The sequence below is a fragment of the Lentisalinibacter salinarum genome, from assembly GCF_040706555.1.
Lineage (GTDB): Bacteria > Pseudomonadota > Gammaproteobacteria > Steroidobacterales > Woeseiaceae > Lentisalinibacter > Lentisalinibacter salinarum.
This window is the reverse complement of sequence record NZ_JAPDRH010000004.1, coordinates 169656-195680: the sequence shown is the minus strand read 5'-3', so window position 1 is coordinate 195680 and position 26025 is coordinate 169656. Positions and strand designations below refer to the sequence as shown.

Sequence of the window (26025 nt, the reverse complement as noted above, 5' to 3'; positions counted from 1 at the left end):
CTGCTAAGCGCTACGATGTAAGTCGCGAACGCCAGCGGGCTGCGACTCGAGCGTCGCGAGAAACCCGTCGAACATGGAGAGCGCCCACAGGATCGCGGAATGTTCCCGGGCACCCGACTGATGTTCTTGCATGATCCGTTCAAGAAAGGCCACGTCAAATATCCCGCTATCCCGCAGACGGTCGCCTCGGATCGTTGCCTTCAGTGTTTCAGCAAGCTCTTTCCTGAACCAGGACGAGATCGGCACCGCAAATCCCATCTTCTCCCTATACATGATGTCATGGGGAAGATGAGGCTTTAGTGCACGCTTGAAGCAGAGTTTGCCCTCACGCCCAGCCAGCTTCTGGGAAGTCGGTAGCGTAGCTATCCACTCCACCAGTTGGTGCTCCAGCAACGGCACCCTCACTTCCAGACTGTGGGCCATACTGGCTCTATCCACCTTTGTGAGAATATCCCCGGGCAAATAGGTCTTGAAGTCGAGGTATTGGACGAGCTGCAATGGATCCAGAGAATGCTGCCCCTTGGCGTGATTTCGGAACACCTCCAGGGCATGGTAACCTTCCAACTCTCCGGTGAAGTCCCCTGAGAAGAGCCGTTGACGAAGCTCGGAGGGAAAAATGGAGACGCTCCTGAAGTAGGCCTCCAGACTGTCTCGGGACAAGGCCTGCAACGTAGACTTGGCGCGCAGAATCTTCGGCGCCCAATCGATTTTCGGGTACACGCTACCGAGGGCGCCGAAGACAGGTCCCCGTATGGCTTGAGGCAGTAGCCGGCGAACCCGCTCCTCATAGGCGTGCCAACGATACCGGCGGTAGCCGAGGAAGTTCTCATCGCCGCCGTCACCGGAAAGCGCCACGGTCACGGACTCGCGGGCCAATTCACACACGCGGTAGGTCGGGATAGCGGAGCTGTCTGCAAACGGCTCGTCGTAGAGTCGTGGCAGAGCCTCCAGCAGGGAGTAATCCGCAGGATCGACCTGCCGAACTTTATGACGCGTGTGGTAACGCCGGGCTACTTGCTCGGCGAAGCGGCTCTCGTTGTAGGCCGGATCTCCAAACGATATCGAGCACGTATTCACGGGCTCTTTGTCCTGTTGCGCCATCAGCGCTACAACCGCGCTGGAATCGACGCCACCGGACAGGAAAGCGCCGAGCGGCACTTCCGCGATGAGTCGCCGGTCAATACTCGCACTCAGCCGCTCGATCAATTCTCGATCCAGTAGATCCGGATCAGCGGGTCCGTCCGTTGAGAACTCCACATCCCAGTATTGTCGTGGCTGCGGTACCGGTTGGCCGCGTCGCACGGTAAGCGTATGACCCGGAGGGAGTTTGTTCCCCCGCTTAAATATCGTTTTCGGATCCGGAACGTAGCCGAAAGCGAAATAGTCCTCAATGGCTTGCTGGCTCAAGGTCCGATCAAACCCCGGGTGCAGCATTAGTGCCTTCAGTTCAGTGGCGAAGATCAGAAAGCTGTCCGATGTAACCGCGTAGTAGAGCGGCTTAATGCCGATGCGGTCGCGTCCCAGGAACATGCAGTCCCGATTGCGGTCCCACACACCGAAAGCGAACATGCCGTTGAAGCGCTCGACGCAAGCCTCGCCCCATTCCTCCCAGCCGTGGACGATGATCTCGGTGTCGCAGCGGGTCTTGAACACGTGTCCCTTTGCTTCGAGTTCCTTGCGCACCTCCAGGAAATTGTATATTTCGCCGTTGTAAGTAACGGCTACACTCCCATCCTCGTTGAAGAGCGGCTGATGGCCACCCTCCAGATCGATGATCGACAGCCGTCGGTGGCCTAGTCCCACCCCCGGCTCGAGGTGGTAGCCTTCACCGTCCGGGCCTCTGTGGGCCTGAGATCGGTTCATTGCCTCCAGGAGATTCCGGTTAATCCCCCGTCGCCCGTCCAGATCGAAGATGCCGGTAATGCCACACATAAGAGTCTCTCAGGCCAGGACCGTGCGCCGAGCACCGACGATGCCAGCGTAAAGGTTTTGGTAATTGTCGATCATCGCCGCAAGTGAGAACTCACTTTCCGCCCGCCTCCTCGCTGCCCGCCCCTGTCGTTGCCGCAGATCGCGATCCTCGAGGTACCGTGCCAAAGCATCTCGCAGCGCTCTTCGGTCGTTCGGACGGATCAATTGCCCCTCCTCGCCATCCCGGATCAGCTCCGGGTTGCCACCGACATTCGTCGCAATTGTTGCCAAACCGCTCGCCATTGCCTCAAGCACCGTGTTCGAAATACCCTCGTTCAGCGACGGCTGTACGAAGAAGTCCAACTCACGGAGGAGTTTGGGCACATCCGTAGTGGCACCTGGCAACTCAACCATCCCCAGACCGAGTTTGTTCCGCAGCCGCCGCAAGGCCTGATGATCCGGCCCGTCGCCGGCCATCACCACACGGATGCGCTGCCCGTATCCGGCTCGCTCCTCCAGCAGATCCGCCAACGCATACAGGAACACGTCAAGGCCCTTGATGGGCTCCTGGCGGCCGACAGTGCCGAACACAAGAGTGCCGTCGTTCCCGGTATCCTCCGCTGCCTTCCCGCTGCAATCGTCCGGAGGCGTGAATCGTTCGATCTGTACGCCATTGTGTATGGTCTCGACCTTGGATGCTGCGATACCGATCACATCGACAAGCCAGCGTGCGATATCCTGCGAGACTGCTACGTAACGGCCGACGGCCGGGTTGCAGAGTCGTCTGAGCAGTCGGTTCTTTCTTGACAGCCCGCGTGGATCCTCGGGCGACCAGCCGTGCTCGCCATGGATACGGTGCCGGCACCCGGCAAGCAGGGCGACCCAGTTCAGGTCGAGCGTGCCGAGATTCCGGGTATGCACAATATCGGGCCGCAGCCGGCGCAACTCCCTGAAGATGCGCCAGTAAGTCGGCAGGTGATTGCCGGGCGGCTTTCGGCACTCGATGATCTCTACGTTGTCTGAGCGGATTCGCTGTCGAAAGTCGGTCGCCTCGGTCAGGCACAGGATCGCGTGGCGGAACCTGTCCGCGGGCAGCCCGTTGATCAGATTGACCAGCCCGTTCTCCATCCCGCCGAAATCGAGACGGTAGATGATGTGGACGATTTGTGTCGGCCGGAACACGGGTCAATCCGAGATCCGGTATACCGGCGATTCCGGCAGCGTACAGTCATTGTCGCCGACGGCGGCGCCCGCGGCACAGCGCTGCAGAGAGTCATCGACGTCTCTCAGAAACGTCCGGAGGACCTCCTCCGTATTACCGCCGGCTTCCCGCGCACCGATGGCCACGATGGACGCGGCTGAAGGGCGGGCGATTGCAAGGGCCTCCAGCAACTTGGCTTTGTAGTTGCTCGTCGTCTGCTGCTCCCCCTGCTGATACCAGTACCAGATCAGATAGCTGTCGGAGCCGTGTCGGGCTCTGACGACTCGGACTCCGGGCATCGAACCGACTGGCGAAGCTGTTCTGCCGAGATTCTGAATCTGCCATTCGTCGCCGTCCACGACGCGGTTCGTCGCGTTGATCAGCTCGGCACCCTGTTGCTGCAGCCCGTAGCCGGCCAGCCGCAGCTCGACCGTTCGACCGCTCTGGCCGTGTCGATAGGCCGCTGCCAACTCATCGGCAGCGCCCCGGTAGCCGAGTCGCCACGCCTCGTCAGGTGGCGACGGCCCCTCCCATTCCGAGGTCGGGCCCGAGATATCCGGCAGCGCCAGCGCAGGGTCCGGTACCGAAACACTGCGATACTGGATGAGTGCGGGTCCTGCCGCGATGAGCACTATCGCCAGAATACCGGCACCCACGAGCGGAGTCGGGCCGTCGGAAGAATCGGGCAGTACCCGGCGCGCCCCGGCGACTCCGGACGCTCCGGAATCCGGCAAGCTGTCCGCATAACGCGCCCCGACGATGAATAGCAGGAGAATGATGACTCCAAAGAAGACCCAGCCGTAGATAAAGTGGTCGATGCCGGTGGCCAGCGCGAGGTCGCTGTAGTGTGCGATGAGCACGATACCGAAAGCGCGCAAGCCATTGGCCACGATCGGTACCACGAGTGCCGCCAGTATGAAAACCAGCCGTTTCTTGCCGCTGTCATAGGTCAGGAAAGCGAACGCGACCCCCGCAGCAGCCGACGCCAGCAGATAGCGTACGCCGCTGCAGGCCTTCGCCACTTCGAAATTGCCGCTGGGGATACTGAAGTGCATACCGTCGCGGATAACCGGAATGCCGACCAGGTGCAGCGCGCCAACCGTAAAATCCGCGGTCCACTCCATCAGCAGGGGCACGATACCCTCACCGAACGGTACGGCGAACAGCAGGTACAGAAGCGGCAGCGCCAAGACGGCGGCGACTGGCGGCCCGGCGAGCGTGAGCACGACCGCGCTTATCAGACCGATAGACGCGAGCTGTGCGACCACTTGCACGTTGACTATCGTCGCTACGGTCCAGAGTCCGGAAAGTCCGGCTATGAGGACGAATCCCGGCCACCAGACGCGAGTGTCCGCGGCCGCTGCATCCTCACGCCGCTGCCACGCGAAGAATAACGCGATCAGCGGTATGGCAAACCCATGGGTGTAGGTGGAATCGCCCAGCCAACTCCGCACCATCGATGCGAACGTCTGGTGATGCAGCACGAGCAATGCGAGCAACAGTCCCCCGATCAACAGGAGACGCATCGGCACGGCCGATGCGGCCGGCATCCCCTGCAGGCTATCCGACCGTCCCATCCCGCACCTCGCTGTCGGCCGGAATCCAGCGGCCGAGTTGCGCCAGATTGCGCGTCCAGTCGTAACGCGAGCGAACGAATTCTCTGCCGGCGGAATCTGAAACCGCCGATGGAGAATTCAGCCGCTCGATCACCTCGCGAGCGAAATCTTCTGCCGAACTGGCGGCAACCGCAGAGCGCGGCGGCATGCCGTCCAGCCCTCGCAGTGCCTGCGTCGTCGCGATGACCGGGCGGTTCATGGACAGCGCCTCGAGGACCTTGTTCTGCACGCCGCGAGCCAGTCGGAGCGGAGCCACCACCGCCGCCGCATGTGCGAGGTAGGGCCTCACGTCGGGGACGCGTCCGGTGACGGTGATGCCCGGCCGACCTGCGAGTGCCGACACGGCCGCGGTCGGCTTGCTGCCAACGATGTAGAACTCGGCATCTGGATGCTCACTGCGCACGGCATCCCAGACCCCGTCGGCGAACCAGCAGACACCGTCCACGTTGGCGTAATAGTCCATTGCTCCGGTAAACACCAGGGCCCGGCTGTTTCCGTCGAACGGGTCCGACCAGGCGGCTTCGGGATCGAAGAAGTCGTAGTCGACACCATTCGGGAGGACGGCGATCTTGTCCCGGTTCCCGGCGTGGCGGCCAGGGACGATCTCGCTCTCCGCTTGGCTCACCACACAGACCGCATCGACCTGGTCGAGGACGCCGGCCTCCCAGCGTGCCAGAGCCCGTGCCTCGTACTGATAGAGCCAACGCCGGGGCCACGAGCTCTCTTCGACGTACTGCCGCCACTTGTCGGAGTCGACGTCGACGAAATCGGCGATGAGAGTCGAGGATCCCGGGTCGGTGAGCGGCAGATATTGCGCCATGGTGGAAGAGAAGGCGATGACTGACCGTATGTCTCGGCTGGCCAGCACGCCGGACACCCAGTCCCTCATCTCGTCATCGGCGTAGTAGCCCACGCCCAGCGACCGGCCATGGCTCAGGGCGGCGAGCGCACCGAGGCGCGATCGCCATCCGCCCACGGGACGGAGGAACACTGCCTCGCAGCAGGCCTCCAATTCAGAGCGATACCGGTTATCTGCGGGGTCGTCTACAAAGGCGCCGAGATGCACACGATGTTCGCGCGCCAGATGCCTCAGTAGATGCCATGAGCGTATCTTGTCCCCCTTGTCCGGGGGGAAGGGGATACGGTGCACCAGCAGGATGACATCGCTCATCCCAGTCGCCGTGCGAGGGGCGGACCGATGAGACGGGCCACCGGTAACGGAAGCCGTGTCCACGCACGGATCAGCCGCTGATAGCGCTTGTTGGACGGGTCGAGCTGCGGGACCTGCCGGGCTTTCACGAGGTGGTATTCGTAGCTCAGCGGTTCCGGCTCGAATCCCCAGTGCTTCTTGAATCGGTAGGGACCCGTGTCCTTCTGACTGCGCCCGTAATCGAAAACACGGATCCCTTCCAGCGCAGCCCGCTCCATGACTTTCCAGTAGAGGAAGTCGTTTCCGGCGACGTCCCTGGCGCTGGCAATGCCGCCGCCGTAATAGGGGAGAACCTCGTCCCGGAACCGGAAGCTCATCACGCTGGCGACGGGCTCGCCGTCCCGCGTGATCGTCAGAATCTCGCAGTCGTCGCCGAAGGTGTCCGCCACCTTCTGGAGATAGCTGCCGGCGAAGAATGGCGTACCGAGGTTGCGCTTGCACTCGCTCAGCACGTCGTAGAGCCGGTCCGCGGAGCCATCGATCTCCGCCTCGAGGCCGGCCTTGATCCCTTTGCGCACCATCGCCCGCTGTTTCCTGGGGATGGCCTTGAGGTTGACCTCAGGATCCGGGTCGATCTCCTTGCGGAAGGTCACGTAGCGTTCCTTGCGCGGCCAGTCGGTCAGCGGATGCCGATTCCGGAGCTCGAGGTAGTCCACGCCCATCTCGTCGGCAAGCGCGGCAGCATGCTCGATCAGGCGGCGGGTGGCCTCCGGGCTGCGGCTCACCGGTCCGCCATAGACCAGGAACGGCAGTGAGATCAACGCATCGCCGAACAACCAGCTCTTCACCCGGGCGAGCGGGAGTACGCCCTCCATCTGCCCGTCGCGCTCCACGTACAGATAGCGGGTAGGGTGGCGGAGATAGCCTCCGATGACCTCTTTCCAGCCGCTGAGATGGTAGAACGTGGCCTCGGGATGGGCCTGCACGAAGGCGTCCCATCTCGAATAGTCGACGGGGGAGAGTTCCCGCACCGCGGAAAGGGCGGCCGGCGCGGAGTCGGCGTCGGCGTCGGCGATCCGCTGCCCCTGCGCCGACATCAGACTGCCTCCAGATAGATTTTGTCCATACGGTCCCACGGCAACTCTTTCAGCAGCCGGACCAGTCGGCCCTCGAAACGATGGAGATTCAGATAGTGGCGGAAGCGGGTCTTCAGCGTGATGCCTGGCATCCGCGGCTGATCCGGATCCAGCTCCCACGGGTGGAAATAGAAGATGGCCGGAATCCGGTTGGCGTTGCGTACCCGGTTGACCAGCCAGCGCGAAACCGCGAGCGGCAGCAGTCGAAAGTAACCGCCGCCGGCCGCCGGCAGATTACGCCCGAGCAGCCTCGGTGCGCTTGCCGGTATCTCGAGCAGTCCGCACCCGCGCACGTAGAAGGGCCAGACGGGAGCATCCGGCAGCCCGTAATGGTCGTGCGCGATCGGGTAGATACTCGAACTGTAACGGTAGCCCTCTTCCGCCATGATCTGATGGGCCCAGGGCGTGCGGCGGTCGAGAGACCAGCTGGCGGCACGGTAACCGAGTACGGGCTGTCCGGTCACATCCTCCAGGAGTTTCTTCGTCCGCGAGATATCGGCGCGGAAATCCTCGGCATTCTGATCCCAGACGCGGACGTGCTGCATGCCGTGGCTCGCCACCTCGTGGCCCGCATCCGCGATGCGGCGAACGACTTCCGGGAAGTGCTCGGCGACCCAGCCGAGCGTAAAGAATGTCCCCTTGACGTCGGCATCGTCATACAGTTGAAGCGCACGGTCGACATTGCGGGGGATGCGGCACTCATGCTCACCCCAGGCCGATTTCGGCACGAGGTGCTCGAAGGCCGAAACCTGGAAATAATCCTCCACGTCGCAGGTCAGTGCGTTTGCCAGATCGTCCTTGACGGGCACCCAACGACGGCCAACGGCGGGAAATTCCGCTTCGTATCGGCTTTGCTCCACGGCAACGTCGGCCGCGACGGACGGTTGTGACTGCGCACTCACGGGGTATTGGCAATCCTGATCGTTGCTATGGTGTTGCTATGGCGGGTCAGAACGTGCGGGTCAGCAAGAGCGAGACGGTATTCGCCACATAGTCCCTGGAGAAAGGACCGCCCCCACCGGCTTCGCCGTCTTCTTCCGCATACTCGTACTCCAGCGAGAGAGTCGTCTTGGCCCCGAGGCGGTAATCCGCGGTTACGGCCGCCCGGATGAGTTCGCTATCGTCGCCCTCGCCGAACTGTCTTTCGGCCCAGGACCCGCTCGCACCGAGAGTCGTCTTGGCTCCGAGGCGATAGCCCACTCGCACATTAATGCCGCTCTGATCCTCATCCTCCAGCGGATCGCCCGCCGCGGTCGTCCTGTCCGAGCGTTCGTCGTTGAACACCCCCAGCGAGAAGTCGGTGCGCGTCAGACCGTAGTCGAAACGCCACTCCAGCCGCTTGCGGATGAAACGGTCGGCGCTGCCGGGCCGGCTGAGGAAGTCCTGCAGGTCGAGGGCGTCGTCAAATCGGGGAACGCGAAACCGGGTTCGATTCTCGGTCGTGGGGCTCTCGCTATAGCTAAACGTGGTGGAGCCGCGCGGGAACTCGAACTCCAGCCGGCCGCGCCAGGACGAGCCGAAGCTTCGCTCACCGGCAGCAAATTCTGCACTGAGCCGTTCGCCTACTTGGTGAGAGAAGCCGGCTTCCCAGAAGGTGTCTTCCAGCGCCGGATCCAGCGGCATGTCCCAGGCGCTCTCCTGGCCTCCGCTGGCGAACACACGTGTGGTACCGCTGAGCCAGAACCCCAGCTCGACGGATGCCTGCTGGTACTCGAACGGGATACTCTCGTCGTAGTCGGTCCGTTCCCAGTTATAGCGAAGAGCCCAGGTGATGCCACCGCCGCGCCGATAATTGTCCAGGGAGAAAGTCGCCGTTCGATCCTCGCTGTCCCGTTCCAGCCCCACGCTGTCGCTCTCTCCAAAATTGACCCAGCTGTTCCGGTACTGCCCCTGCGCCGTCACAGTGCCGCCAAAGACATACTGGAAGGAAGGCGTAACGTAATACTGATCGCGATCGGTCCGATTGCCGCTGATCGGCAGATTGCTCTGCGGAATCCGCTGTTCGGGATCCAGAATGGACTGGGTACGATCGCCGCCCACCTCGACGAAGAAAATTTCGGGGACCAGCGCGGCCCGGACGCTCGCGTCGTACTGATGGAAGATCTCGCTCTCGCCCAGATCGGCATAACGGAACGCCTGCATGAGGTAGTCCGCATCGAAAGTGATGCGCTGGGTATCGTGGCTCAGGCTGAATCCGGGCTCTGCGCGATACACGGTCTCGCTCTGCTCGTCTTCAGTGGCGAGTGCGACGTTATCCGTACGGGTGATGCCGATCGTGATGCGGGGTTCGAGCTCGAGTGCCTGCAGCACGGGCGAAACCGGCAACAGCGCCGCCAGAGCCAACCAGCATAAACGACGCCGCATGCCGTACTCAGCTGCCTTCGTAACCGTAATAGCCATAGTCTCCCCCGTAATAACCTTGCTGAGACGCATGACGGCTCTTGTTGAGGATTACGTTGATAGCCTTGTCGCCGTCGAGGACTTCGACCGCCTGCACGAGCGTGTGCTGCTGCGTCCTGCCGGCCTCGACCACGAGCGCGATCTGGCCCACCTGACTGGCCAGCGCCTGCGCCTCGCTCGTGATGAGCAGCGGGGGCGAGTCCAGTAAGATGATCCTGTCCGGGTAACGCGTGGCCAGTTCGTCCACGATCTCGGACATGCGATCGCTCGCCAGCAGCTCGGTGGCCTGCGGATGGCCGCTGCCCGCCGGGAGGATCTGGATATCGTTAAGGTCCGTACGGACCAGCGTCTCTTCCAGGCTGCGGGAATCGTCCACCAGCAGGTCGATCAGTCCCGGTGCATCCCCCAGCCCGAACTCGCGACTGATATGGGGTTTCGCCACGTCGGCGTCCACCAACAGGACATTCAGCTCCCGCTCGAGCGAAAGACTGACGGCCAGGTTGACCGAGCAGAACGTCTTGCCGGCCTTCGGCATCGCGCTGGCCACCATGATCACGTTCATATGATCCGTTCCGTCGCCCAGACCTTGCGTCGCGTTGGTGATCAGCGGCCGTTTGATGCGACGAAACTCGTCGGCGACCGGGATGGCGTGATCCAGCGGCGCCAGCAGGCCGGCTGCCACGAGCGCATGCTGATCGACATGGTGCTTCGGCCCCTCGATTGTGACCTTCTTCTTCCGCGCGACCGGGACGGAGGACCGCTCCGGTCCATGGAGGAAGCCGTTCCGTAATGCGGGCGGCGGCTTCTCCGAGGGTGCCGGAGCTTCCTTCTGCAGCTTATTGAGTGCGTCCTGTATCTTGCTCAAGCGCCCGGTCCTCCTAGAATCTGCCGCAGCAGCGCGGCTCCCTGGGATTCGAATGCAATCGCCAGTCCCGTAGCGCCGAGGAGCATCGCGTAACTACCGGCCCACACCAGGGCTCGGCGCCTGCGTTTTTTTGCCTCCTTCGGCGACAGCAATAAGCTCACCGAGCCGAGAACCGGCAGTCCCGCGACCTTTCTGACGGACCGTCTCGTGAAGAAGACCGGATTCAGCTGATTGAGTCCGAAGGCTACCGCGACGCCTGCGCCAACACCCACGAACAGAAATGCCACCAGGAACAGGGGCCGCATAGGCCCCACCGGCTCGGTCGGGGCGAACGGGGGTTCGAGCGTCCGAAACTGCACCGTATCGGTCATGGGATCAAGACGCTGCTTCGAACGTAACGTCTCGCGGCGCTTCAACAGTTCCTGGTAGCGGCCCTGTACGACGCCGTAATCACGATTCAGCTTCTTGAGGTTGGCCTCGACTTCGGCAATCTTGTCGACGTCGCGACGCAGGCTTGCTACCTCGTTGCGATAGTTCCGCAGCTGGGCACGCAGGCTTGCCAGCTCGACCTCCGCGTCGCTCAATTGGATGCGAAGATTCTGGTAGACGGGATTCGTCTCCAGCGACTGATCGGCCGGCATCGCCGGACGGACCCCGGCCTCGATGGCGGCCTCGCGCTCAGCGGCACATGCTTCCGTCAGTGCGGCGATCGTCTCCTTCAACGAGACGATGCGCGGGTGCTTGTCGGTAAACTCCACCTGAAGCGTGGACAGCTGGGCCTCCAGCTGCGCAATCTGCCCCTGCTGCGAGCAGCCCACGCCGCTCTGTCCGGGCAGGCTCGACATGATGCCGAACACGGGTTCCTCGCCAGCGATCTGCCGCTCGAGTTCGTCCCGGCGCTCCTCGAGTAGCCGGATCTGCTCTTCGGTAGTCGTGACGTTCGCCAGCGCCTGCTGCAGGCGGGTGTAGTAGTCTCCGCGGTCGTCCGGCATGTAGCCGAGGTTTTCTTTCTTGAACTGCGCGAGTGCGCTCTCGGCACTGAGCAGCCGCTCCTCGTGATCCTGGATCTCCGCCTCGATCGCCCGCTCGGTCATCGCGGCATCGTCCCCCTGGCCCTCCAGAGAGTTCTCGACGAAGGCATCGACGATTGCGGCGACGACATCCTGGGCCTTGCCACGATCCACGTCCGCAAAAGAGATATCGAACACGTTCTGGTCGCGATTGCCGCTGACCCGGATGCGCTTCTGAATATCCGTGATCAGGTCTTCCATCTCCTCCGGCGTGTCCGCACGCAGGTCCAGGTCCGTCTCCCTGGCTACCGTTTCCAGATTGGGCCGCGTGAGGAGAGCGCGACTGACCGCCTCGACCTGGGCCGAGACGTTATCCGCCAGGGCGAGGCCTTCGAAAACCGGCCCCATGAGACTCTTGGTGTCCACATAGACTTTCGCGCTGGCGGCATACTCGTCGGGCATCGAATACACGTAGAACCAGCCGAACACCGCTATTAGCCAGGCCACTCCGGCCGCCCACCAGCGGTAGCGCCACATGCCACGGAGATGTTCCAGTATCTCCGAGATGATTTCCTGGATGTTCAAGGCCGCATTCCCTCGCTCAGAAAAACGATTCGGGGATGATCAGGACGTCACCCGGCAGCACGCGGATGTTTTCCTCGATGCGGCCGTCATTCAGGAGATCGTCCAGCTTCACCCGGATGTCCACCGATTCGCCGTTCACCTTGCGCACGATCTTCGAGCGATTCCCTGCTGCGAATTCGGACAGCCCCCCGACCTGGATCATGACGTCCAGCACGGTCATGCCCTGCCGGTAGGGCACCGCGGCGGGCTCAGCCGCCTGACCGACGACCCGCACCTGCTGCTGTGCCTCGCCTTCGAAGCCCTGCATGATAACGGTCACGACCGGCGACCGGACGTATTCCGCCAGGACGGTCTCGATATCCCGGGCCAGCTCCGTCGGTGTCTTGCCCGCCGCCTGCAGGTCCTCGACGAGGGGCGTCGATATCCTGCCGTCCGGCCGTACCTGGACAGATGTGGACAAGTCCGCGTGATCCCAGACGAAGATCTGCACCCCGTCTCCGGGACCGATCCGGTACTCGTCGGACTGTGACGCCACTTCTTCCGGCAGATTCTCCGCCGTGTAGTCTGTGCCCGCACAGGCCGAAACCATGACGGCGGTCAGTAGCGGGACGAGTGCCTTGATTGCCTTGTTGAACATAAACAGCCTGTCACCCTGAAATTTTCTCAAGCCTATCACCGAATTAAGGCGTTTTGCTGAACCCGGTTGGCATTTCCTGCAAGCCCCATCAGAGGCTCTCCAGGAGTTGCTCGGCCTCCTCCTGACTGGCGAAATCCTGTCCCGACGACAAGACGTCTTCCAGCAGGGCCCGGGCCTCGGCGGACTCGCCGGCGCGGGCCAGAGCGGCTGCCAGGTGATAGGTGACCTGCGCACGCCCGTTGCTCAGCTCCATCGCCCTGCGCAACGTCGAGATACCCTCATCCAGATTGCCGGTATTCACCTGTATCCAGCCCAGTGTGTCGGCCACGGAGCCGTTGTCCGGCGCCTGTTCGTAAGCCCGGCGCGCGATGTCTTCCGCCCGCGGATCGCCGCTCTGAAAATATTCCCACGCGAGGTTGTTGAGCGCGACGAAGTTCTCCGGCGCCGTTTCGAGTACCTGCTCATACTCGGCGATGGCCCTGTCGCTCTGGCCGCCCGTCTGGTATCGCTGCGCCACGACGACTCTCATATCGGTGTCCAGCGGACGCTCTTCCAGGTACGCGAGCAACGGCTGCTCGGGCTCCGGCAGGTCGCCCTGAGACCGGATACGGAAAGCCCGGAGCACCAGGCGGCGATCGTCTTCACGCAGTTCCAGCGCCCTCTCGTAGGCGGCGGCGGCGGCCTCGAAATCCCCGGAAGAGGCCAACAGCTCGCCTTCCAGGGCGTAGGGGAGCCCATCCTCCGGATGACGGGACTGGAGATTCTTCGCGATCCTCATCGCCCCTTCGATGTCTCCCTGCCGCGCCCGCGTGGCCGCCAGGACTAGGGATGCCCGGAGATTGTCCGGATCGCCGCCGCCGGCCTCGCGTATGGTTCGCTCCGCCGAAGCCGCATTGCCCAGTGCCATCTGCGCGCGGGCTTCGTTCATGCGATACGAAAGCTCGTCGCTGTCGAGCTCGACGGCGCGCTCGAAACTGGCCGCCGCCTGGGAATGCTCGCCGAGGCCGGTCCGGGCCAGGCCGAGCAGGTTGTGGGCCTCCGCATTGTCGCGATCCAGTGCGACGGCTTCCTCGGCATTCAGGCGTGCCTTTTCGAATTCCCGATCGGCGAGCAGGAGCCGCGCCAGAAGCAGCCGGGGAGCCAGGGCGCCCGCATCGACGTCTCTCGCCTTCTCCAGCCACTCCATGGCCGCGGACCGGTTCTCGGTGCGCGCCTCCAGCTGGGCGAGTGCCACCATGATATTCGCAGCTTCGGGAGCGTGTTCGAGAGCGGCCCGGTACTGCGCCTTGGCTTCCGCGAGGTTGCCCTCGCGGGCTTCTATGCGGGCCAGATTCACATAGCTGGCCACGGCATCGGGCGCGAGCTGCTGGGCGGCGGTGAAGCTCTCTCGCGCCTGGTCCGGACGGTCCATGGACAGGGCGATACCCCCCATCAGATTGCGGACCCGCGCATCTTCCGGCCAGCGCTCGGCCATGGCCTCGGCCTCGCGGAGCGCCGACGCCGGATCGCCCCGCCGAAGCGGAGTCATCACCTGTAACAGGTCACGCCTGTAGCTCGACTCTCCCGCCTCCTCCGGCAGAGAATCGATCATGGCTTCAGCACTATCGATGCGGCCCGCCGCCAGGTAGGCGGAAACCAGATCCAGCTTGCGCTCCACGTTGTCGGGATCCTTCTCGAGACTCTGCTCCAGGAAGGCGATGGCATTGTCGTACTGTCCTGCCGCCAGGCTCGCGCGGACCGCGAGGCCGAGCGCGGCCACATTGTCGTCATCGGAGTCGAGTACCGGACGGAGGATCTCTGCCGCCTCGTCCGCACGGTCCTGACGCAGCCGCGTCTCGGCAAGGAGCCGACGCGCATCGACGCTGTCGGGGGCCGCCGCGACGACGGCAGAGAGGTGCATTTCGGCCTGACCGAGATTGCCTCGCCGCAGATGGACCGCGCCCATCAGGAACTGGGCCGGCCGATATTCCGGCGCGGCGCTCAGAATCTCGGCCAGCTCCGACTGGGCGGTCTCGTAGTCGCCTTCCAGGAAGGCCACGCGGGCCGTCAGGTACTTCGTCGTCAGGTTGTCCGGGGCGAGATTCTGCAGTTCCTCGACCGCCTGTTTCCCTCCGGCAAGATCCTGGTTGGCCAGTCGCGCCTCGACGAGCCCTATCAATGCCGAGACCTTGTCGCTCGTGCCGCCGGCGGCGTCCGCAACCTCCGACGCCTTGACGAAATCGGCGATCGCCGAGTCGATGTCACCCGTCGTGAGATTCAACGAGCCGGAAGCGAGCCACGCCGGCGCGAAATTCGGGTCCATCGCGAGGATCTCGCCGACGACGCGCCGGGCGTCGGCGTACTGATCCTGTGCGACATGAGACGACGCCACGCCAAGCCGCGATCGGAGATCCGCGGGATCCGACTCGAGGACTTCCAGATAGATGTCTCGTGCGGTTTCGGGAAGCCCAAGTCCCATGTGTGCATCCGCACGCAATCTGAGGATCTCGCGCCGCTCGGCCTCGTCCGACGTGAGATCCGGGTGGATCTCCTCCAGAAGCTGATTGAACTGGCGAAGCCCGAGCAGCGTGCGGCCCAGGTCCACGGCCACCGCCTCGAGCGGGGCCCCCAGCTCGATTGCCCGGCGCAGTTCCTTCTCTGCCGTCGTCACGTCTCCCTGCTGCAATGCAGCCCGTCCGAGCAGGAGACGCGCCTGCCGATTGTCCGGCTCCTGCTGCAGGACGTTGCGGAGATCGATGATGGCGGCCCGGTAGTCGCCCTCGCCATAAGCTTCCTGCGCCCGCTCCAGGCGGGCCTCGTTCGTGAGGGCCAGGCCGCAGCCGGCGCTCAGGGCGAGAATGCCGACGACGAGAAAGCGAATCGGGAAGCCGGGAGACGGGTTACGGAATTTGCTGGGCATAAGATGGCAGTCCCTCGTCGTAAGTCCCTGTTCGTACTGGTGCGACCCCGCCGGGGCAGGCTCTGTGCCAGTCTAGCCCACGGATTTTATACCAACACGGGCACGCACGCGGGAACCCGATTGGACAGGCCGGATGTGACGCCTGTCACATGCCGGGAGGATCAGCAAGAGCGGGCCCCGAGCCCTGCCTCATCGGGACAACTCGCCGCTGCCGGCCGGGATGACGAAGCCGTCTGACGATGGCCGGTCCAAAGGCATGGGTATCCGCCCGGGAAAATTGGTAGGCGCGGGCAGGATTCGAACCTCCGACCTCTGCCATGTAATGACAGTGCTCTACCACTGAGCTACGCGCCTGCTATTAAGGACTAGGATAGCCCGGATGAGGCCCTTGCGGAGGGAATGAGTCACATATTGACGAGCGAACTCGGTCGCTGGCACAAAAAAACCCTGCACGTAACGGAACCGAATCAACCCGCCGTGCGTGCAGGTGTAAGGTCCGCCGACACCAGGCCGTGGCAATTTGTGTTCAGAGAGACCATATATCCGGAAGCCGTTGTCGGGGATAAATCCCCTCCTACATGGGTTGCCAGAAGACCGAGAGCACCAGGTTGCGGCCCGGCTCGTTCACGCCGGAGCCATGGACGCGGTAATCCTCGTCGGTGAGGTTCTCCAGCGCCAGGGAGAGGCGGACCGACTGCGACAACTCCCAACCGCCCCGCAGCGTGAATACGGCGTAGTCCGGCGTGCCACCCGGCGGGATGCGGTCGGTATCACCGGCATCTCGGCTGGAGAGGTCGTCGGCCTCGCCGGCATAGCTGACCTGACCCTCGAGCCACCAGGGCGCGCCCGCGGGCTGCCAGTGGACGCCCGCGTGGGCGGTCACCGGCATCAGACGATCGATGGGCTCGCGCACGGGTGATGCATCCGATGTCGGGAACGTGTCGACCTCGCCATCCAGCCAGGTGAAGTTGCCGAACACGGACCACTGGTCGTCCAACCGGTAGCGGGCCTGCGCCTCGATGCCCTGCACGTAGCCGGCACCGGAGTTGCGCTTCGTGACCTCGTTGTTGCCGGCGATGATCTCACCCGTGGGCGTGCGGATGATCATGTCTTCGATGTCGGTATAGAACACCGCCGCCTGGCCCGACCAGTGTTCGTCGACCCACTTCAGGCCGAGCTCGTAGTTCAGGAACTGCTCGGAATCCAGGTCTCGGACCGGCGTCTCGATCTCGTTGCTGCGCGCGGTATCCAGGCGGGTGATGTCCGAGAGATTGGGCGCCCGGAAGCCCTGAGAGATGCCGCCGAACAGCCTCGCCCGGCCGGCCGCACCGAGGCGATGGGTGAACCGGGCACTTGCCGTGAGCGCATCCCAGCTGTCGCTGATGCTCGTCGGATCGCCGGTCAGCGGATCCTCGACCCGGCCGGCGTCCGCCTCGGCCCGCGTATAGCGGAGGCCGAGGATCAGGTCGGTGCCGTCGGCGACGGCGATCTGATCCTGAACGAAGGCGGCGGCGGTGTCGTAGGTCGCGTCGTCCGCCACCGGGCCCTGGATACGCACGGCGCGCACGGTGCCGTCGGCATTGTAATCCGTGCGGTAGGAGTCCACGTCGTCGCGGTAGAACTCGAGGCCGGTGGTCAAGGTGCCGAGGCTGCTCGGTATGATCAGGTTGCCGAACAGGCCGGTGGTGCCGACGTCGACGCCCTGGATATCGATGCGCCCGTCGGAGCGGATGCGGAAGCGCTCCTCTTCCTGCGCATGATGGGAGAGGCTGAGGGTCAGCTCCTCGGCCCATGGCGCCAGGTCCTGTGCCCGATACTGCAGGTAACCCAGCACGCGCTTCTGGTCCAGCGAGCGTCGGAGTTCGTTTCCGATCGTCGTGCCCTCCCAGCTGAAGCCGAAAACGGTCCGGTGGGAGCGCCAGGCGTCGTCCTGGTCCACGGACTGCAGGCCCGCCACGAGCTGCTGATTCTCGGCCAGATCGAAGTACAGCTTGAGCTCGCCGTTGCGTTCCTCGTAGCCGGTCTTCTCCTGTTCGCCGACGTCGCTGCCGCCCTCCATATCGCCGAAGTCCTTCAAAGTCACCGCGGCGATGACGTCGAAGCGCTCGCCCGCGTAGCCGATCTCCGGCCGCAGCACGACGGAGTTCTCGGCGGTCGCGCCCCGGGCATACAGCCGGGTCCGGGATCCTCCGGGCGCGCCGGCATCCGCGGTATCGCGGTAACTGCGGCTGATGGCATTGACGGTACCGCCGATGGCATCGCTGCCGTAGAGCACCGAGGTGGGCCCTTTCACCACTTCGAGGCGGTAGGCGCTCAGCGGGTCCACCGTATTCCAGTACTGGTTGGGACCTTCCCGGAAGATGGAGTTATTGAGCCGGATCCCGTCGATCAGGAACAGCGTCCGCAGCCCGGTGAAGCCGCGGATATAGGGGGAGCCCTGGCCGTGAGCCGTCTTCTGGATCATGATGCCGGGCAGGTCGCGGAGCGCGTCCGGGATGGTGCGCACCTGGCGGACGCTCTGCAGCTCCTCCATGCCGCGGGCGTTGATCATGAAAGGTTCGTCGAACGCGCTCTGCTCGCGCCGCGAGGCCGTGACCACGATCTCCTCGATGTCATAGGCGTCCACGTCGCCGGCGCTTTGGCCCGCTGCCCCCTCGGCGGCGAGTGCGCTCCCCCCCAGCGCGAGCATAGCGGTCGCGCCGAAGATCGCGGTTCTTGTCGTTCTCATCGGACCTACTCTCCTGTTGTCGTCTTGGCTTCCTCCCCACCTTGCAATTCCCGTACCACAACGCTGAGCGTCACCGGGGCCCCTTCCGGTGGCAATAGCTCGGCGTTCCCCGTTATCGACCCGTACGCCCCGATGCCGGCACCCGTGCGGTGATCGATGACCGCCACAGGATCGTGGACGAAGCTGATGAGCGACCCGATGGCGTCCGCAAGCAGGCCACTGGCAGGATCCGTTTCGACGGACCCCGTGTATACCCACCCTCCGTCACCGAATACGGAGCCGCCCTCCAGCAGCGCCTTCTCCGCCGGGACGCTCGTAATCCCGTCTCCGCCGTCCCAGCTGATCCACAGTGCCACAGCGTCACCCTCAGCCTCCCGGTCGTCGAACTGGCGCCTCGGCTTGACGCTTGTCGAGTCATCGAGACCGATCAATATGCACGCGAGTTTGAACGCGGTGCCGGTCGTTTCGAGTTCCAGGAGGCTCTCGTACGCCTTGTAGCCCCCATCCGCCACGGCGATATATTCGAGCGGCTTGTCCACGACCATGATCCGGCCCGGTACGCTGAAACGCCCTGCCGGTTTGTCGATCAGAATATTGCCGGCCCTTATCAGACCGTCGCCGAGATCCTCGATGTCAATGGCGGGCGCCGCGCTGCCGGTGGAGTCCGAGGGGCCCGCCGCGAAGGCGGGACCGGCGCTCAGACCGAGCAGCAGCAATAGCAGCGTGCCCGCTCGCATACTCACTTCTTCGTACCGGATATCACCCGATGCGGCATCGGCGGCGGGAACGGCCGCCGCTCGACTGTCGAGAACCCGGCGTCCTGCATCCAATCGGCCACGTCGGAATCGGCGTGTACGCAGCCGTCGGGTGCGGTCAGCATCATCGTCATGCCGAACAGCGCCGAAAACTCGGGAGTGGTGCCATCGGGGTCCGTGAACACGTCGGTCACGACCAGCAGTCCGCCCGGCTCGAGGCAGGCAGCAGACTTGGCAATCAGCCTGCGGCAGTTCTCCGCACTCTCGCGGTGGAACATGCCGCTCATGAGCACCATGTCGTAACCGGTACCGAACTCGCTGGTGTGGTAGTCGCCGCGGATCATCCGTACCCGATCCGCGGCACCGGTCTCGGCGAGGATCTGTTCCGCCACGGCGGCCACGCCCTCCAGTTCGAGCACATCGGCTTCGAGCTGGGGATGACGCTCGGTGAGCAGCGCCGAGAACGTACCAGGACCGCCGCCGACATCGAGCAGACGCGTCCGCCCGTCCGGATCCACCACCTCCACCAGGCCGCGGCCGATGGCGAGCGCGCGGTCGTGCATGCTGCGCACGAAATTCCGGGTCTGCGCCTCGTCACCGCCCAGATAAGTCTCGGGCGCCTTTGCCGGCTCGCCGCTTCTCAAGGCATTCTCGAGATCGCCCCAGGTGGCGTAGAGATCGTCCATGAACCGCAGTGAGTCGCGCATGGAAGCCGGACTCGCCGATGTGAGGAATACCTGGCTCACGCGACTGTTGCCGTATCGCTCCCCCGCCTTGTCGAGAAGTCCGAGCCCCGCCAGCGCATTCAGAAAAAGTTCGGTCATGCGCTCATCGAGCCCCAACTCCCCGGCAACCTCCACTGCCGGCCGCGCTCCACCCTGGAGAATATCGAAGACGCCGAGGCGGTTTGCGGTGATGAGTGTCTGCGACCCCCAATAGGCCGTGCTGAGTGCCATGATGCCGGATGGATCCGGATGCGACGCTTGTTCCGGATTTGCCGTCATCGGGCCTCCTGTCGGTCCAGGTCGCATTCGAGCTGCATGTAGGCGCAACGATGGCACATGAAGCCCTGCCAGACGCTGAGCCCGTGGCGACGGCGGATATCCCGGTAATTCAGCACCAGGTGCTCGAAATAATTCCGCAGACGGCTCTGGTAGTCTGACCGGTCCTTGCCACCGACGGGGTAGTAAAGAGAATAGATGGGAATAATGCCCCGCGAACACAGGTCTTCGACGCCGCGGACCGCAAGATCCGCCGCCTCCCGCCACTCCATGTCGAACTCCGGCTCGAGTTCGATGCCTGCCACCATTGCGGAGTAGACGCGCCCGCGGCCCCACAGGCTCACGGCTTGCTCGAGGGACTCGATCCAGCGCCCGTAGCCGACGTAACGATGTTTGCCGGGGCAGACGCGCGAGAACAGATCCTCGGACCAGACTTCCAGGTTGAAACAGACCGCGTCAACCAGCCCCTCTTCGTGGAATTGCCGCAGAATCTCGTCCGGCAGCGCGCCGGAGCCGAGCGTCACGGGGATATTGTCCGGATTCGCCGCCTGCGCAGCCCGCGCGAGCTTGAGGAAGCGCTCCCCCTCCTGCGCCGGATCGCTGAGTGAACCGCCAACCAGGTAAATGTGGCGAATCGTGTTCTCCGCCATTACCGCAGCCATCGCTTCGCGCATGCGCAGCAGCGTCAGATCCGGAATCTCCACCTGTCCTGCAACCTGGCCGAGGTGTGCCGTACGCTGATCCGGCGCGCCGTACGAGCAGAATGTACAGCGCATGGACTTGCCGTCGGCCTTGTGCAGGAAATACTCACAACCGGGGGCCACATTGATGACCATCATGTCGCCGTGAGTGCTGACGCCGGCCCTCGCGATGGGAAACCCGTCCGAGGTCTCGGCCTGCATCCAGTCATGCAATGGCTCGAAGCTGATTTCTATGGCTTCGTCCGGACGCTCGTCATGCACGAGACGGTAGCCACTGTCGCGGTCGCCGCTCACCGACCAGTTCGAATCGCCGTTGCCTAGCACACGGATGAGCGTATCGTCCGCCGTATTGATGAGGTAGGGGATATTCGCCTTCCCGGCGCCGGTGGGATCGCGCTCGCCCTGCTTGAAGCGATACGGGTAGTAGTTGGGCAGTGAGTGCTCTGCCGCCGCGCCGAGCGCATCCGTGTAGCGGATGCCCTCGAACATGACGCCGGTCTTCAGCGCCGGCGAGCCCTGCAGCTTCTCGGTGGACATGTCATACCTCCCTGGCTGCTTATTGTTGACCACGGGCCGGGAAGCCGTGCCCTGGTGCTATTATTCTGCCCGTCAGACACGCCGGTCCGAAGAGCCGTAACCGATGCAGAAGAAACGCCACCGGCAATTTCTCACGATTATAGTCGCGTTGCTCGTCCCGATCCTACCATTTGCCATAATCGGCGAAATGCCGGGCGAGAGGTGGCTCTCGGCCACAGACGAGAATGCCTGGCTGTTCGGACTGACCGGGGGCGGTCTGCTTCTGGGAGACATTATCCTCCCCCTGCCCTCCAGCATCATCGGCACGCTGCTCGGCGCGCGTCTGGGGCTGGCGCCGGGTTTCCTGATCGCGCTGGTCGGTCTCACGGCCGGTCACGCGGCGGGCTATTTCCTGGGCCGCCTCGCGCTGCGCCGCGTTGGCGCCGATCTGCCCGAGGTTCCTACGCTGCTCATCGTCTTCCTCAGCCGGCCTGTTCCGGTACTGGCGGAGGCAGTGGCCATCGCGGCCGGCGCAAGCCGGATGCCGGTTGCGCATTACCTCGGCATCGCTTTCGCCGGCAACGTGATCTATGCGGCGGTGCTGGCTGCCAACGGAGCCATGCTGCTCCCGGATGCCCTCCTGGGCCCCGGTCTGTTCATTCCCATGCTCTTGCCTGTAGTCGCCTGGGCGATCTGGCGTTGGGCTTCCTGACCAAGGAGCAAGAATCATGTTGTTCATGCTGATTAACCGCACGCGCACCGATCTCTCCGCCGACGAATTCCAGAAACTCGGTGAACTGGCAAAGAATTTCTATGCCGATATTCCTGAAGGCGTAACGCTGCACGCAGACTGGGGCGCGCTCGACCAGTCGCGGACGTTTGCGCTGATGGAGGCCGAGGAACAAAGCCAGATCGAATCCATCCAGGCGCCGTTTCGGCCCTATGTGGACATAGAGATCGTGCCCGTTCGCGAACTTTCCGGTTGGGAAGCCAGCTGAAGCAGTCGTTGCCCGCGGGCGCCCGTTCCACCTGCTCCCCTTCCCCACTCAGATTTTTTTACATTCGATCAGAACGATCGACCCACCCCTCCGTCAGCCGATATTTCTCCCGAGAACAGATAGTTATCGACCACTGAACGCTTCATCAGCTTTAGACTGATTCCAGATTCGTGTCGAACTGCTTTACAGCAGCGCGGCCTCGTGAGTGACAAGTTATTGATTCAAGGTTGTCATCTCGACTGGCACGGTTGATGCATCTCCTGCCCTGCGTGGAGCGCGACGCGGTGGGCGCAAGCGCTCCTTCACAAACCACGTAACCCGGTGGGGGTTGGAAAATGAAAAAGCTGTTATGTAAAACAGCAGAGCGATTGCACGAATCCCGCCACGAGCCGACGCGCCGTCGGCCTCTGGCGATCGCCTTCGCGTTGCTGCTGCTAGTGCCTGGATTCGCTGTCTCCGAAACGCTGATGATGCCCGACAGAGAAGGGCTCGTCGGCGAGGATATCGTCGTATGGGGCGCCACAGATCAGGCGGGGGCCAATTACACGATCGATTGCGGTAACGGGACCACCCAGAACGGAACCGTCACCGACGGATCCTATATTCCCTTTGTCTGTAACTACGGTGCCGAAGCGAGCTATACCGCCACCCTGACGGTAGGCGCGGAATCGGACACGGCGGAGATCGCCGTTTTTGATCCGGCTCTGATCGACGACCGCACCGAGCGTGGCGTCCGTATCAACATGGCGATCGAGGACGGTCTTCGATGGTTGTGGGTCAATCAGGAGAATCGGGCCGCGAACTTCCCGGCGGGAACGACGACCGAATGGGCCGGCGGCACCTGGCGGAACCCCTATACCTCATTCGTGGTGCTGGCTTTCGAGAACCAGGGGTATCGGCTTTCGAACGACAATACGCCGCCGACCGGTATCTACGAGAAGTACATCGTGCGCCGCGGCATCAATCGTATCCTGACGAACCTGGCGGAAATCCAGCTCTCACCACAGGCTGCGGGCGACCCCTGTGTCGGCGTGCCGGCCGACGGTGACGAATGCGTCGGCCTGTTCGAGAGGCGCCATGATACGTTCCACCAGAACTACTCCACCGGTGTCGCCGTGCTGGCACTCGCCGGCAGCGGCGCACTCAACCGCACCAATACCGAAGCGAGCAGCATCTACACCAGCTTCATCGATGGCAAGAGCTACGGTGAAATTCTGCAGCGGATGGCCAACGCACTCGTATTCGGACAAATCGAGCCCGAGCGAACCGGTCGTGGCGGCTGGTATTACAACTTCAATGCGTTCAGCAGTGACGGCTCGACCGTCGGCTGGGTGCTGCTCGGACTGCTCGATGCAGAGGCGGCGGGCATCACGATCCCGGATTTCGTGAAGACCGAACATGCTTTCGCGGCGGACGCCAGTCTGAACGTCGACGGCTCGTACGACTATCAGAGTGACGGAAATCCGATCTCCAACAACTCCGTTGGTATCGAGAAAGGCGGCGTCGGCCTCCAGAGCCTGTTCTTCGCCGGCCTTAATGCCACGGCCAGCGGCGTCTCCCGCTCTGACGTGGAGACGTATCTCAGCGACCGGTGGAATGGCGGTCCGACTGCCTTGTTCTCGTCGTCGTGGCGCTGTCGCCTCGGCTCTCCGGCGAACTTCGATTACAACCACGCCTGTGCGTACTCGATGTACAACGCCTTCAAGGGCTTGCGCCTGGTCGGTACCCAGACCCTGCCCGGCGTCAATCGCCCGGCAGGACCCGGTGCGATACCGGAGAACGACTGGTACGCCGACTACGTCGATTGGCTGATCGCCAACCAGACCAACCCGACGTCTCCGACGGGCGGCAACTGGGGGACAATGGCTTTCTCCGCCATCGACAACTCCCCGGCTGCGAACGTCGCGATCGCCGAATTGATCCTCTCGCCGGTGGCATTGGTGCTGCCCGACCCGGTGAAATTCGCCACGGTCGGTCTGACACCTTTCACGGCGACGAACCCGGTGGGAACGGATCACACCGTGACCGCGACGGCAGAATCGGCGAATGATTCGCCGATCCCGGGCACGACGATCGAGTTCGAGGTAATCAGCGGACCGAACGCTGGCGCCTCCGGCTCGGCCGTGACCAATGGTGACGGTGAAGCGAGCTTCACCTATACCAGCGACGGCACGCCCGGCACGGACAACATCCAGGCCTTCATCGGCAATCTGGAGTCGAATATCGTCGAGAAGATCTGGGAAGAGGAAGGCGGACTCCGCTGCGACATCGACGAGGATGGTGATGTCGATCGGATCGACATCGGCTTGATCACGGCAGCGAGAAACCAGCCTGCCTCCGGACCGGATGACCCGAGAGATAACGACGGTAGCGGAACGATCGACGTGAACGACGCGCGCCAGTGTGTGTTGCTTTGCACGCTGCCCCGTTGCGCCACGCCGTAGGGTAATGGAAAGACGGGGAGCATAACGGCGTTTTGCTTCCCGTCTTTCAACCCAAACGGCGTATGACTAGAAGAAGAAAAGAGACAGGAGCTGAGAGATGACTATTATGAAGATACTGAAAAAGACACTGATCGCGGCGTGTTTCCTGGCGATGGGTCATTCGGCAACGGCAGCCGTCATCAGCTGGGTGCCCGCCGATGGCGAAGGCAATGTCGGCGACGACATCATCATGGATCTCGTCTGGACCGGCGAGGCAGGTGAATACCTGGGCGACTTCGACATCCAGATACTCTGGGACGCTGCCATAGCCGGGCTGTCGGATGTCACAATCGACCCTGATCTCGGCGTCGATTCTGCGTTTGGGTGCGATGCCTTTGCTGAGCTTATCGGCCAGTGCGGACAGGTGGGCGGTGCCGGAGATACATCGATCTTCCACGTATCGTTCGATGATGTCGGAACGCTGACCGCCAACCAGGACAGCCTCGGCAATGCCTTCACGCTTGCCACCTTCACGTTCGTGGGTGCCTCGGTGGGCGTCACCGACCTGACGTTCGGCCAGGTGGCCGTTTTCGGAGAAGAGTTCGGCGTGGAGATCGTGCCGACGTTGTCTCCGGGCCGAATCTGCGTGGGGCCGGACGGCTGCCCGATTGCAGAGGTTCCGGAGCCGACCACCCTGGCGCTGCTCGGGATCGGACTCATCGGTGCCGGTTTCGCAAGGCGCCGCGCCGCAGCTGCCTGAAAGACGAAGCTTTCTGTCTCTGTTGGGCCCGCCGGCGATCGCCGGCGGGCCTTTTTCTTGGATTATGTCATGAGAATCGTCACCGGAACGGCTCTGGGCACCTTGATCATGCTGGTCTCCACAGTGGCACTGGCAAATTCCACCTATCGTCTGGCGGGTATCATCACGCCCGATTCGGGCGATGCGCTCGCACTGATAGAGCTGCCCGACGGTGCACAGCAACTTGTCCGCGCCGGTGATCGCATCGGCGAGGGCCGGGTCGTCTCCGTCACCGACCGTTTGGTTCGACTTCAGCTGCCCGAAGGCGAGATCGTGCTGGAACTCGTCCAGTCGGATCGGGAACGCCCGGACGCGCTGGCCACTCAGACGAGCGGCGGACCCGTGATGGTCGACGGCGAGGGGCGCGCGCGCATCGAGAAACTCGCGGCGGAGGCTGGCCGACTGACGGACGAGGAACTCGCTCGCGAGCTGGCGAGCGAGCTGCGCTTGAGTTCGCGCCACCGTATTGCGGCGATCAACGAAAAGCCGGTCGAGTCTGCGACCGAGGTGGTCCGGGCCATCGCCGATGAGTTCGCCGCGCAACCCGGGGCGAGTTCCCCCGTGAAGCTCGTCGTCTCATTCGCAGAGCCTGCCGAGGATCATTTCCGTATCTACTATTTTCAGGGCCGCGCCGACGGCTCGCCGGAATCGGAGTAGGCAGCGCCGTTCAGGGACGCTATTGTCGGGATCGTGG

20 protein-coding genes and 1 tRNA gene are annotated in these 26025 nt (G+C 63.3%); 5 read left to right on the top strand and 16 right to left on the bottom strand.

Translation table 11 applies throughout. The annotated features are described in order from the left end of the window. Positions 1–3: 3 nt before the first annotated feature. From ACJMKZ_RS16585 to ACJMKZ_RS16510, 16 genes are all read right to left on the bottom strand, one after another. The gene (locus tag ACJMKZ_RS16585; protein WP_405234334.1) at positions 4–1932 is read right to left on the bottom strand and encodes an XrtA/PEP-CTERM system amidotransferase; all 1929 of its coding nucleotides are present in this window, start codon (positions 1930–1932) and stop codon (positions 4–6) included. A 9-nt stretch (positions 1933–1941) separates the two neighbouring features. Continuing rightward, entirely contained in the window at positions 1942–3093 is a 1152-nt protein-coding gene (locus tag ACJMKZ_RS16580; protein ID WP_405234333.1) for a TIGR03088 family PEP-CTERM/XrtA system glycosyltransferase, read from the bottom strand. A 3-nt stretch (positions 3094–3096) separates the two neighbouring features. After that, positions 3097–4689 (bottom strand): exosortase A, encoded by a 1593-nt coding sequence (gene xrtA, locus ACJMKZ_RS16575; RefSeq protein ID WP_405234332.1) that lies wholly within the window; start codon positions 4687–4689, stop codon positions 3097–3099. Next, a complete protein-coding gene (locus ACJMKZ_RS16570; RefSeq protein WP_405234331.1) occupies positions 4673–5899 on the bottom strand; it encodes a TIGR03087 family PEP-CTERM/XrtA system glycosyltransferase in 1227 nt (408 codons plus the stop codon). Before ACJMKZ_RS16570 ends, xrtA begins: the two co-directional genes overlap by 17 nt. After that, positions 5896–6975, bottom strand: coding sequence for a FemAB family XrtA/PEP-CTERM system-associated protein (locus ACJMKZ_RS16565; protein WP_405234330.1), 1080 nt, complete (start codon positions 6973–6975; stop codon positions 5896–5898). Before ACJMKZ_RS16565 ends, ACJMKZ_RS16570 begins: the two co-directional genes overlap by 4 nt. Continuing rightward, entirely contained in the window at positions 6975–7916 is a 942-nt protein-coding gene (locus tag ACJMKZ_RS16560; RefSeq protein WP_405234329.1) for an XrtA system polysaccharide deacetylase, read from the bottom strand. Before ACJMKZ_RS16560 ends, ACJMKZ_RS16565 begins: the two co-directional genes overlap by 1 nt. Positions 7917–7962: 46 nt before the next feature. After that, the gene (locus ACJMKZ_RS16555; RefSeq protein ID WP_405234328.1) at positions 7963–9447 is read right to left on the bottom strand and encodes a TIGR03016 family PEP-CTERM system-associated outer membrane protein; all 1485 of its coding nucleotides are present in this window, start codon (positions 9445–9447) and stop codon (positions 7963–7965) included. Continuing rightward, a complete protein-coding gene (locus ACJMKZ_RS16550; RefSeq protein ID WP_405234327.1) occupies positions 9386–10279 on the bottom strand; it encodes an XrtA-associated tyrosine autokinase in 894 nt (297 codons plus the stop codon). The genes ACJMKZ_RS16555 and ACJMKZ_RS16550 overlap by 62 nt, the downstream gene beginning before the upstream one ends. Continuing rightward, positions 10276–11874, bottom strand: a complete 1599-nt coding sequence (locus ACJMKZ_RS16545; RefSeq protein WP_405234326.1) for an XrtA system polysaccharide chain length determinant — start codon at positions 11872–11874, stop codon at positions 10276–10278. The genes ACJMKZ_RS16550 and ACJMKZ_RS16545 overlap by 4 nt, the downstream gene beginning before the upstream one ends. Before the next feature lie 16 nt (positions 11875–11890). Next, positions 11891–12511, bottom strand: coding sequence for an XrtA/PEP-CTERM system exopolysaccharide export protein (locus ACJMKZ_RS16540; protein WP_405234325.1), 621 nt, complete (start codon positions 12509–12511; stop codon positions 11891–11893). Positions 12512–12599: 88 nt separating this feature from the next. Continuing rightward, on the bottom strand, positions 12600–15410 hold the full coding sequence (gene prsT / locus ACJMKZ_RS16535) for an XrtA/PEP-CTERM system TPR-repeat protein PrsT (protein ID WP_405234324.1): 2811 nt from the start codon (positions 15408–15410) through the stop codon (positions 12600–12602). A gap of 278 nt (positions 15411–15688) precedes the next feature. Beyond that, positions 15689–15764: transfer RNA gene (locus tag ACJMKZ_RS16530), tRNA-Val, on the bottom strand. A gap of 220 nt (positions 15765–15984) precedes the next feature. After that, positions 15985–18138: a TonB-dependent receptor gene (locus ACJMKZ_RS16525; protein ID WP_405234323.1), complete on the bottom strand. Its 2154-nt coding sequence runs from the start codon at positions 18136–18138 to the stop codon at positions 15985–15987. Positions 18139–18143: 5 nt separating this feature from the next. Further along, positions 18144–18875 (bottom strand): YdjY domain-containing protein, encoded by a 732-nt coding sequence (locus tag ACJMKZ_RS16520; protein WP_405234322.1) that lies wholly within the window; start codon positions 18873–18875, stop codon positions 18144–18146. Positions 18876–18877: 2 nt separating this feature from the next. Next, positions 18878–19897, bottom strand: coding sequence for a methyltransferase (locus ACJMKZ_RS16515; RefSeq protein ID WP_405234321.1), 1020 nt, complete (start codon positions 19895–19897; stop codon positions 18878–18880). Then, positions 19894–21132, bottom strand: a complete 1239-nt coding sequence (locus tag ACJMKZ_RS16510) for a radical SAM protein (protein ID WP_405234320.1) — start codon at positions 21130–21132, stop codon at positions 19894–19896. Before ACJMKZ_RS16510 ends, ACJMKZ_RS16515 begins: the two co-directional genes overlap by 4 nt. 103 nt (positions 21133–21235) lie before the next feature. On the opposite strand from ACJMKZ_RS16510, the gene ACJMKZ_RS16505 reads away from it, so the two are divergent. From ACJMKZ_RS16505 to ACJMKZ_RS16485, 5 genes are all read left to right on the top strand, one after another. Further along, complete coding sequence (locus tag ACJMKZ_RS16505) at positions 21236–21823, top strand: VTT domain-containing protein (protein ID WP_405234319.1); 588 nt, start codon at positions 21236–21238, stop codon at positions 21821–21823. A gap of 16 nt (positions 21824–21839) precedes the next feature. Further along, positions 21840–22109 carry a DUF3303 domain-containing protein gene (locus tag ACJMKZ_RS16500; protein WP_405234318.1) on the top strand — a complete coding sequence of 90 codons (270 nt, stop codon included), beginning with the start codon at positions 21840–21842 and terminating at the stop codon, positions 22107–22109. 335 nt (positions 22110–22444) lie between these two features. Further along, positions 22445–24553, top strand: a complete 2109-nt coding sequence (locus ACJMKZ_RS16495; protein ID WP_405234317.1) for an Ig-like domain-containing protein — start codon at positions 22445–22447, stop codon at positions 24551–24553. 106 nt (positions 24554–24659) lie between these two features. Beyond that, entirely contained in the window at positions 24660–25292 is a 633-nt protein-coding gene (locus ACJMKZ_RS16490; RefSeq protein ID WP_405234316.1) for a PEP-CTERM sorting domain-containing protein, read from the top strand. Between the two features lie 69 nt (positions 25293–25361). Beyond that, the gene (locus ACJMKZ_RS16485; protein WP_405234315.1) at positions 25362–25988 is read left to right on the top strand and encodes a hypothetical protein; all 627 of its coding nucleotides are present in this window, start codon (positions 25362–25364) and stop codon (positions 25986–25988) included. The last annotated feature ends 37 nt before the right edge of the window (positions 25989–26025 follow it).

Bases quoted from the DNA above. Each gene is read 5' to 3' on its own strand.
- ACJMKZ_RS16490 (WP_405234316.1), top strand. From the start codon at position 24,660: ATGAAGATACTGAAAAAGACACTGATCGCGGCGTGTTTCCTGGCGATG.
- prsT (WP_405234324.1), bottom strand. From the start codon at position 15,410: ATGCCCAGCAAATTCCGTAACCCGTCTCCCGGCTTCCCGATTCGCTTT.
- ACJMKZ_RS16495 (WP_405234317.1), top strand. From the start codon at position 22,445: ATGAAAAAGCTGTTATGTAAAACAGCAGAGCGATTGCACGAATCCCGC.
- ACJMKZ_RS16520 (WP_405234322.1), bottom strand. From the start codon at position 18,875: ATGCGAGCGGGCACGCTGCTATTGCTGCTGCTCGGTCTGAGCGCCGGT.
- ACJMKZ_RS16555 (WP_405234328.1), bottom strand. From the start codon at position 9,447: ATGCGTCTCAGCAAGGTTATTACGGGGGAGACTATGGCTATTACGGTT.
- ACJMKZ_RS16485 (WP_405234315.1), top strand. From the start codon at position 25,362: ATGAGAATCGTCACCGGAACGGCTCTGGGCACCTTGATCATGCTGGTC.
- ACJMKZ_RS16500 (WP_405234318.1), top strand. From the start codon at position 21,840: ATGTTGTTCATGCTGATTAACCGCACGCGCACCGATCTCTCCGCCGAC.
- ACJMKZ_RS16525 (WP_405234323.1), bottom strand. From the start codon at position 18,138: ATGAGAACGACAAGAACCGCGATCTTCGGCGCGACCGCTATGCTCGCG.
- ACJMKZ_RS16540 (WP_405234325.1), bottom strand. From the start codon at position 12,511: ATGTTCAACAAGGCAATCAAGGCACTCGTCCCGCTACTGACCGCCGTC.
- ACJMKZ_RS16565 (WP_405234330.1), bottom strand. From the start codon at position 6,975: ATGTCGGCGCAGGGGCAGCGGATCGCCGACGCCGACGCCGACTCCGCG.
- ACJMKZ_RS16505 (WP_405234319.1), top strand. From the start codon at position 21,236: ATGCAGAAGAAACGCCACCGGCAATTTCTCACGATTATAGTCGCGTTG.
- ACJMKZ_RS16585 (WP_405234334.1), bottom strand. From the start codon at position 1,932: ATGTGTGGCATTACCGGCATCTTCGATCTGGACGGGCGACGGGGGATT.
- ACJMKZ_RS16510 (WP_405234320.1), bottom strand. From the start codon at position 21,132: ATGTCCACCGAGAAGCTGCAGGGCTCGCCGGCGCTGAAGACCGGCGTC.
- xrtA (WP_405234332.1), bottom strand. From the start codon at position 4,689: ATGGGACGGTCGGATAGCCTGCAGGGGATGCCGGCCGCATCGGCCGTG.
- ACJMKZ_RS16515 (WP_405234321.1), bottom strand. From the start codon at position 19,897: ATGACGGCAAATCCGGAACAAGCGTCGCATCCGGATCCATCCGGCATC.
- ACJMKZ_RS16570 (WP_405234331.1), bottom strand. From the start codon at position 5,899: ATGAGCGATGTCATCCTGCTGGTGCACCGTATCCCCTTCCCCCCGGAC.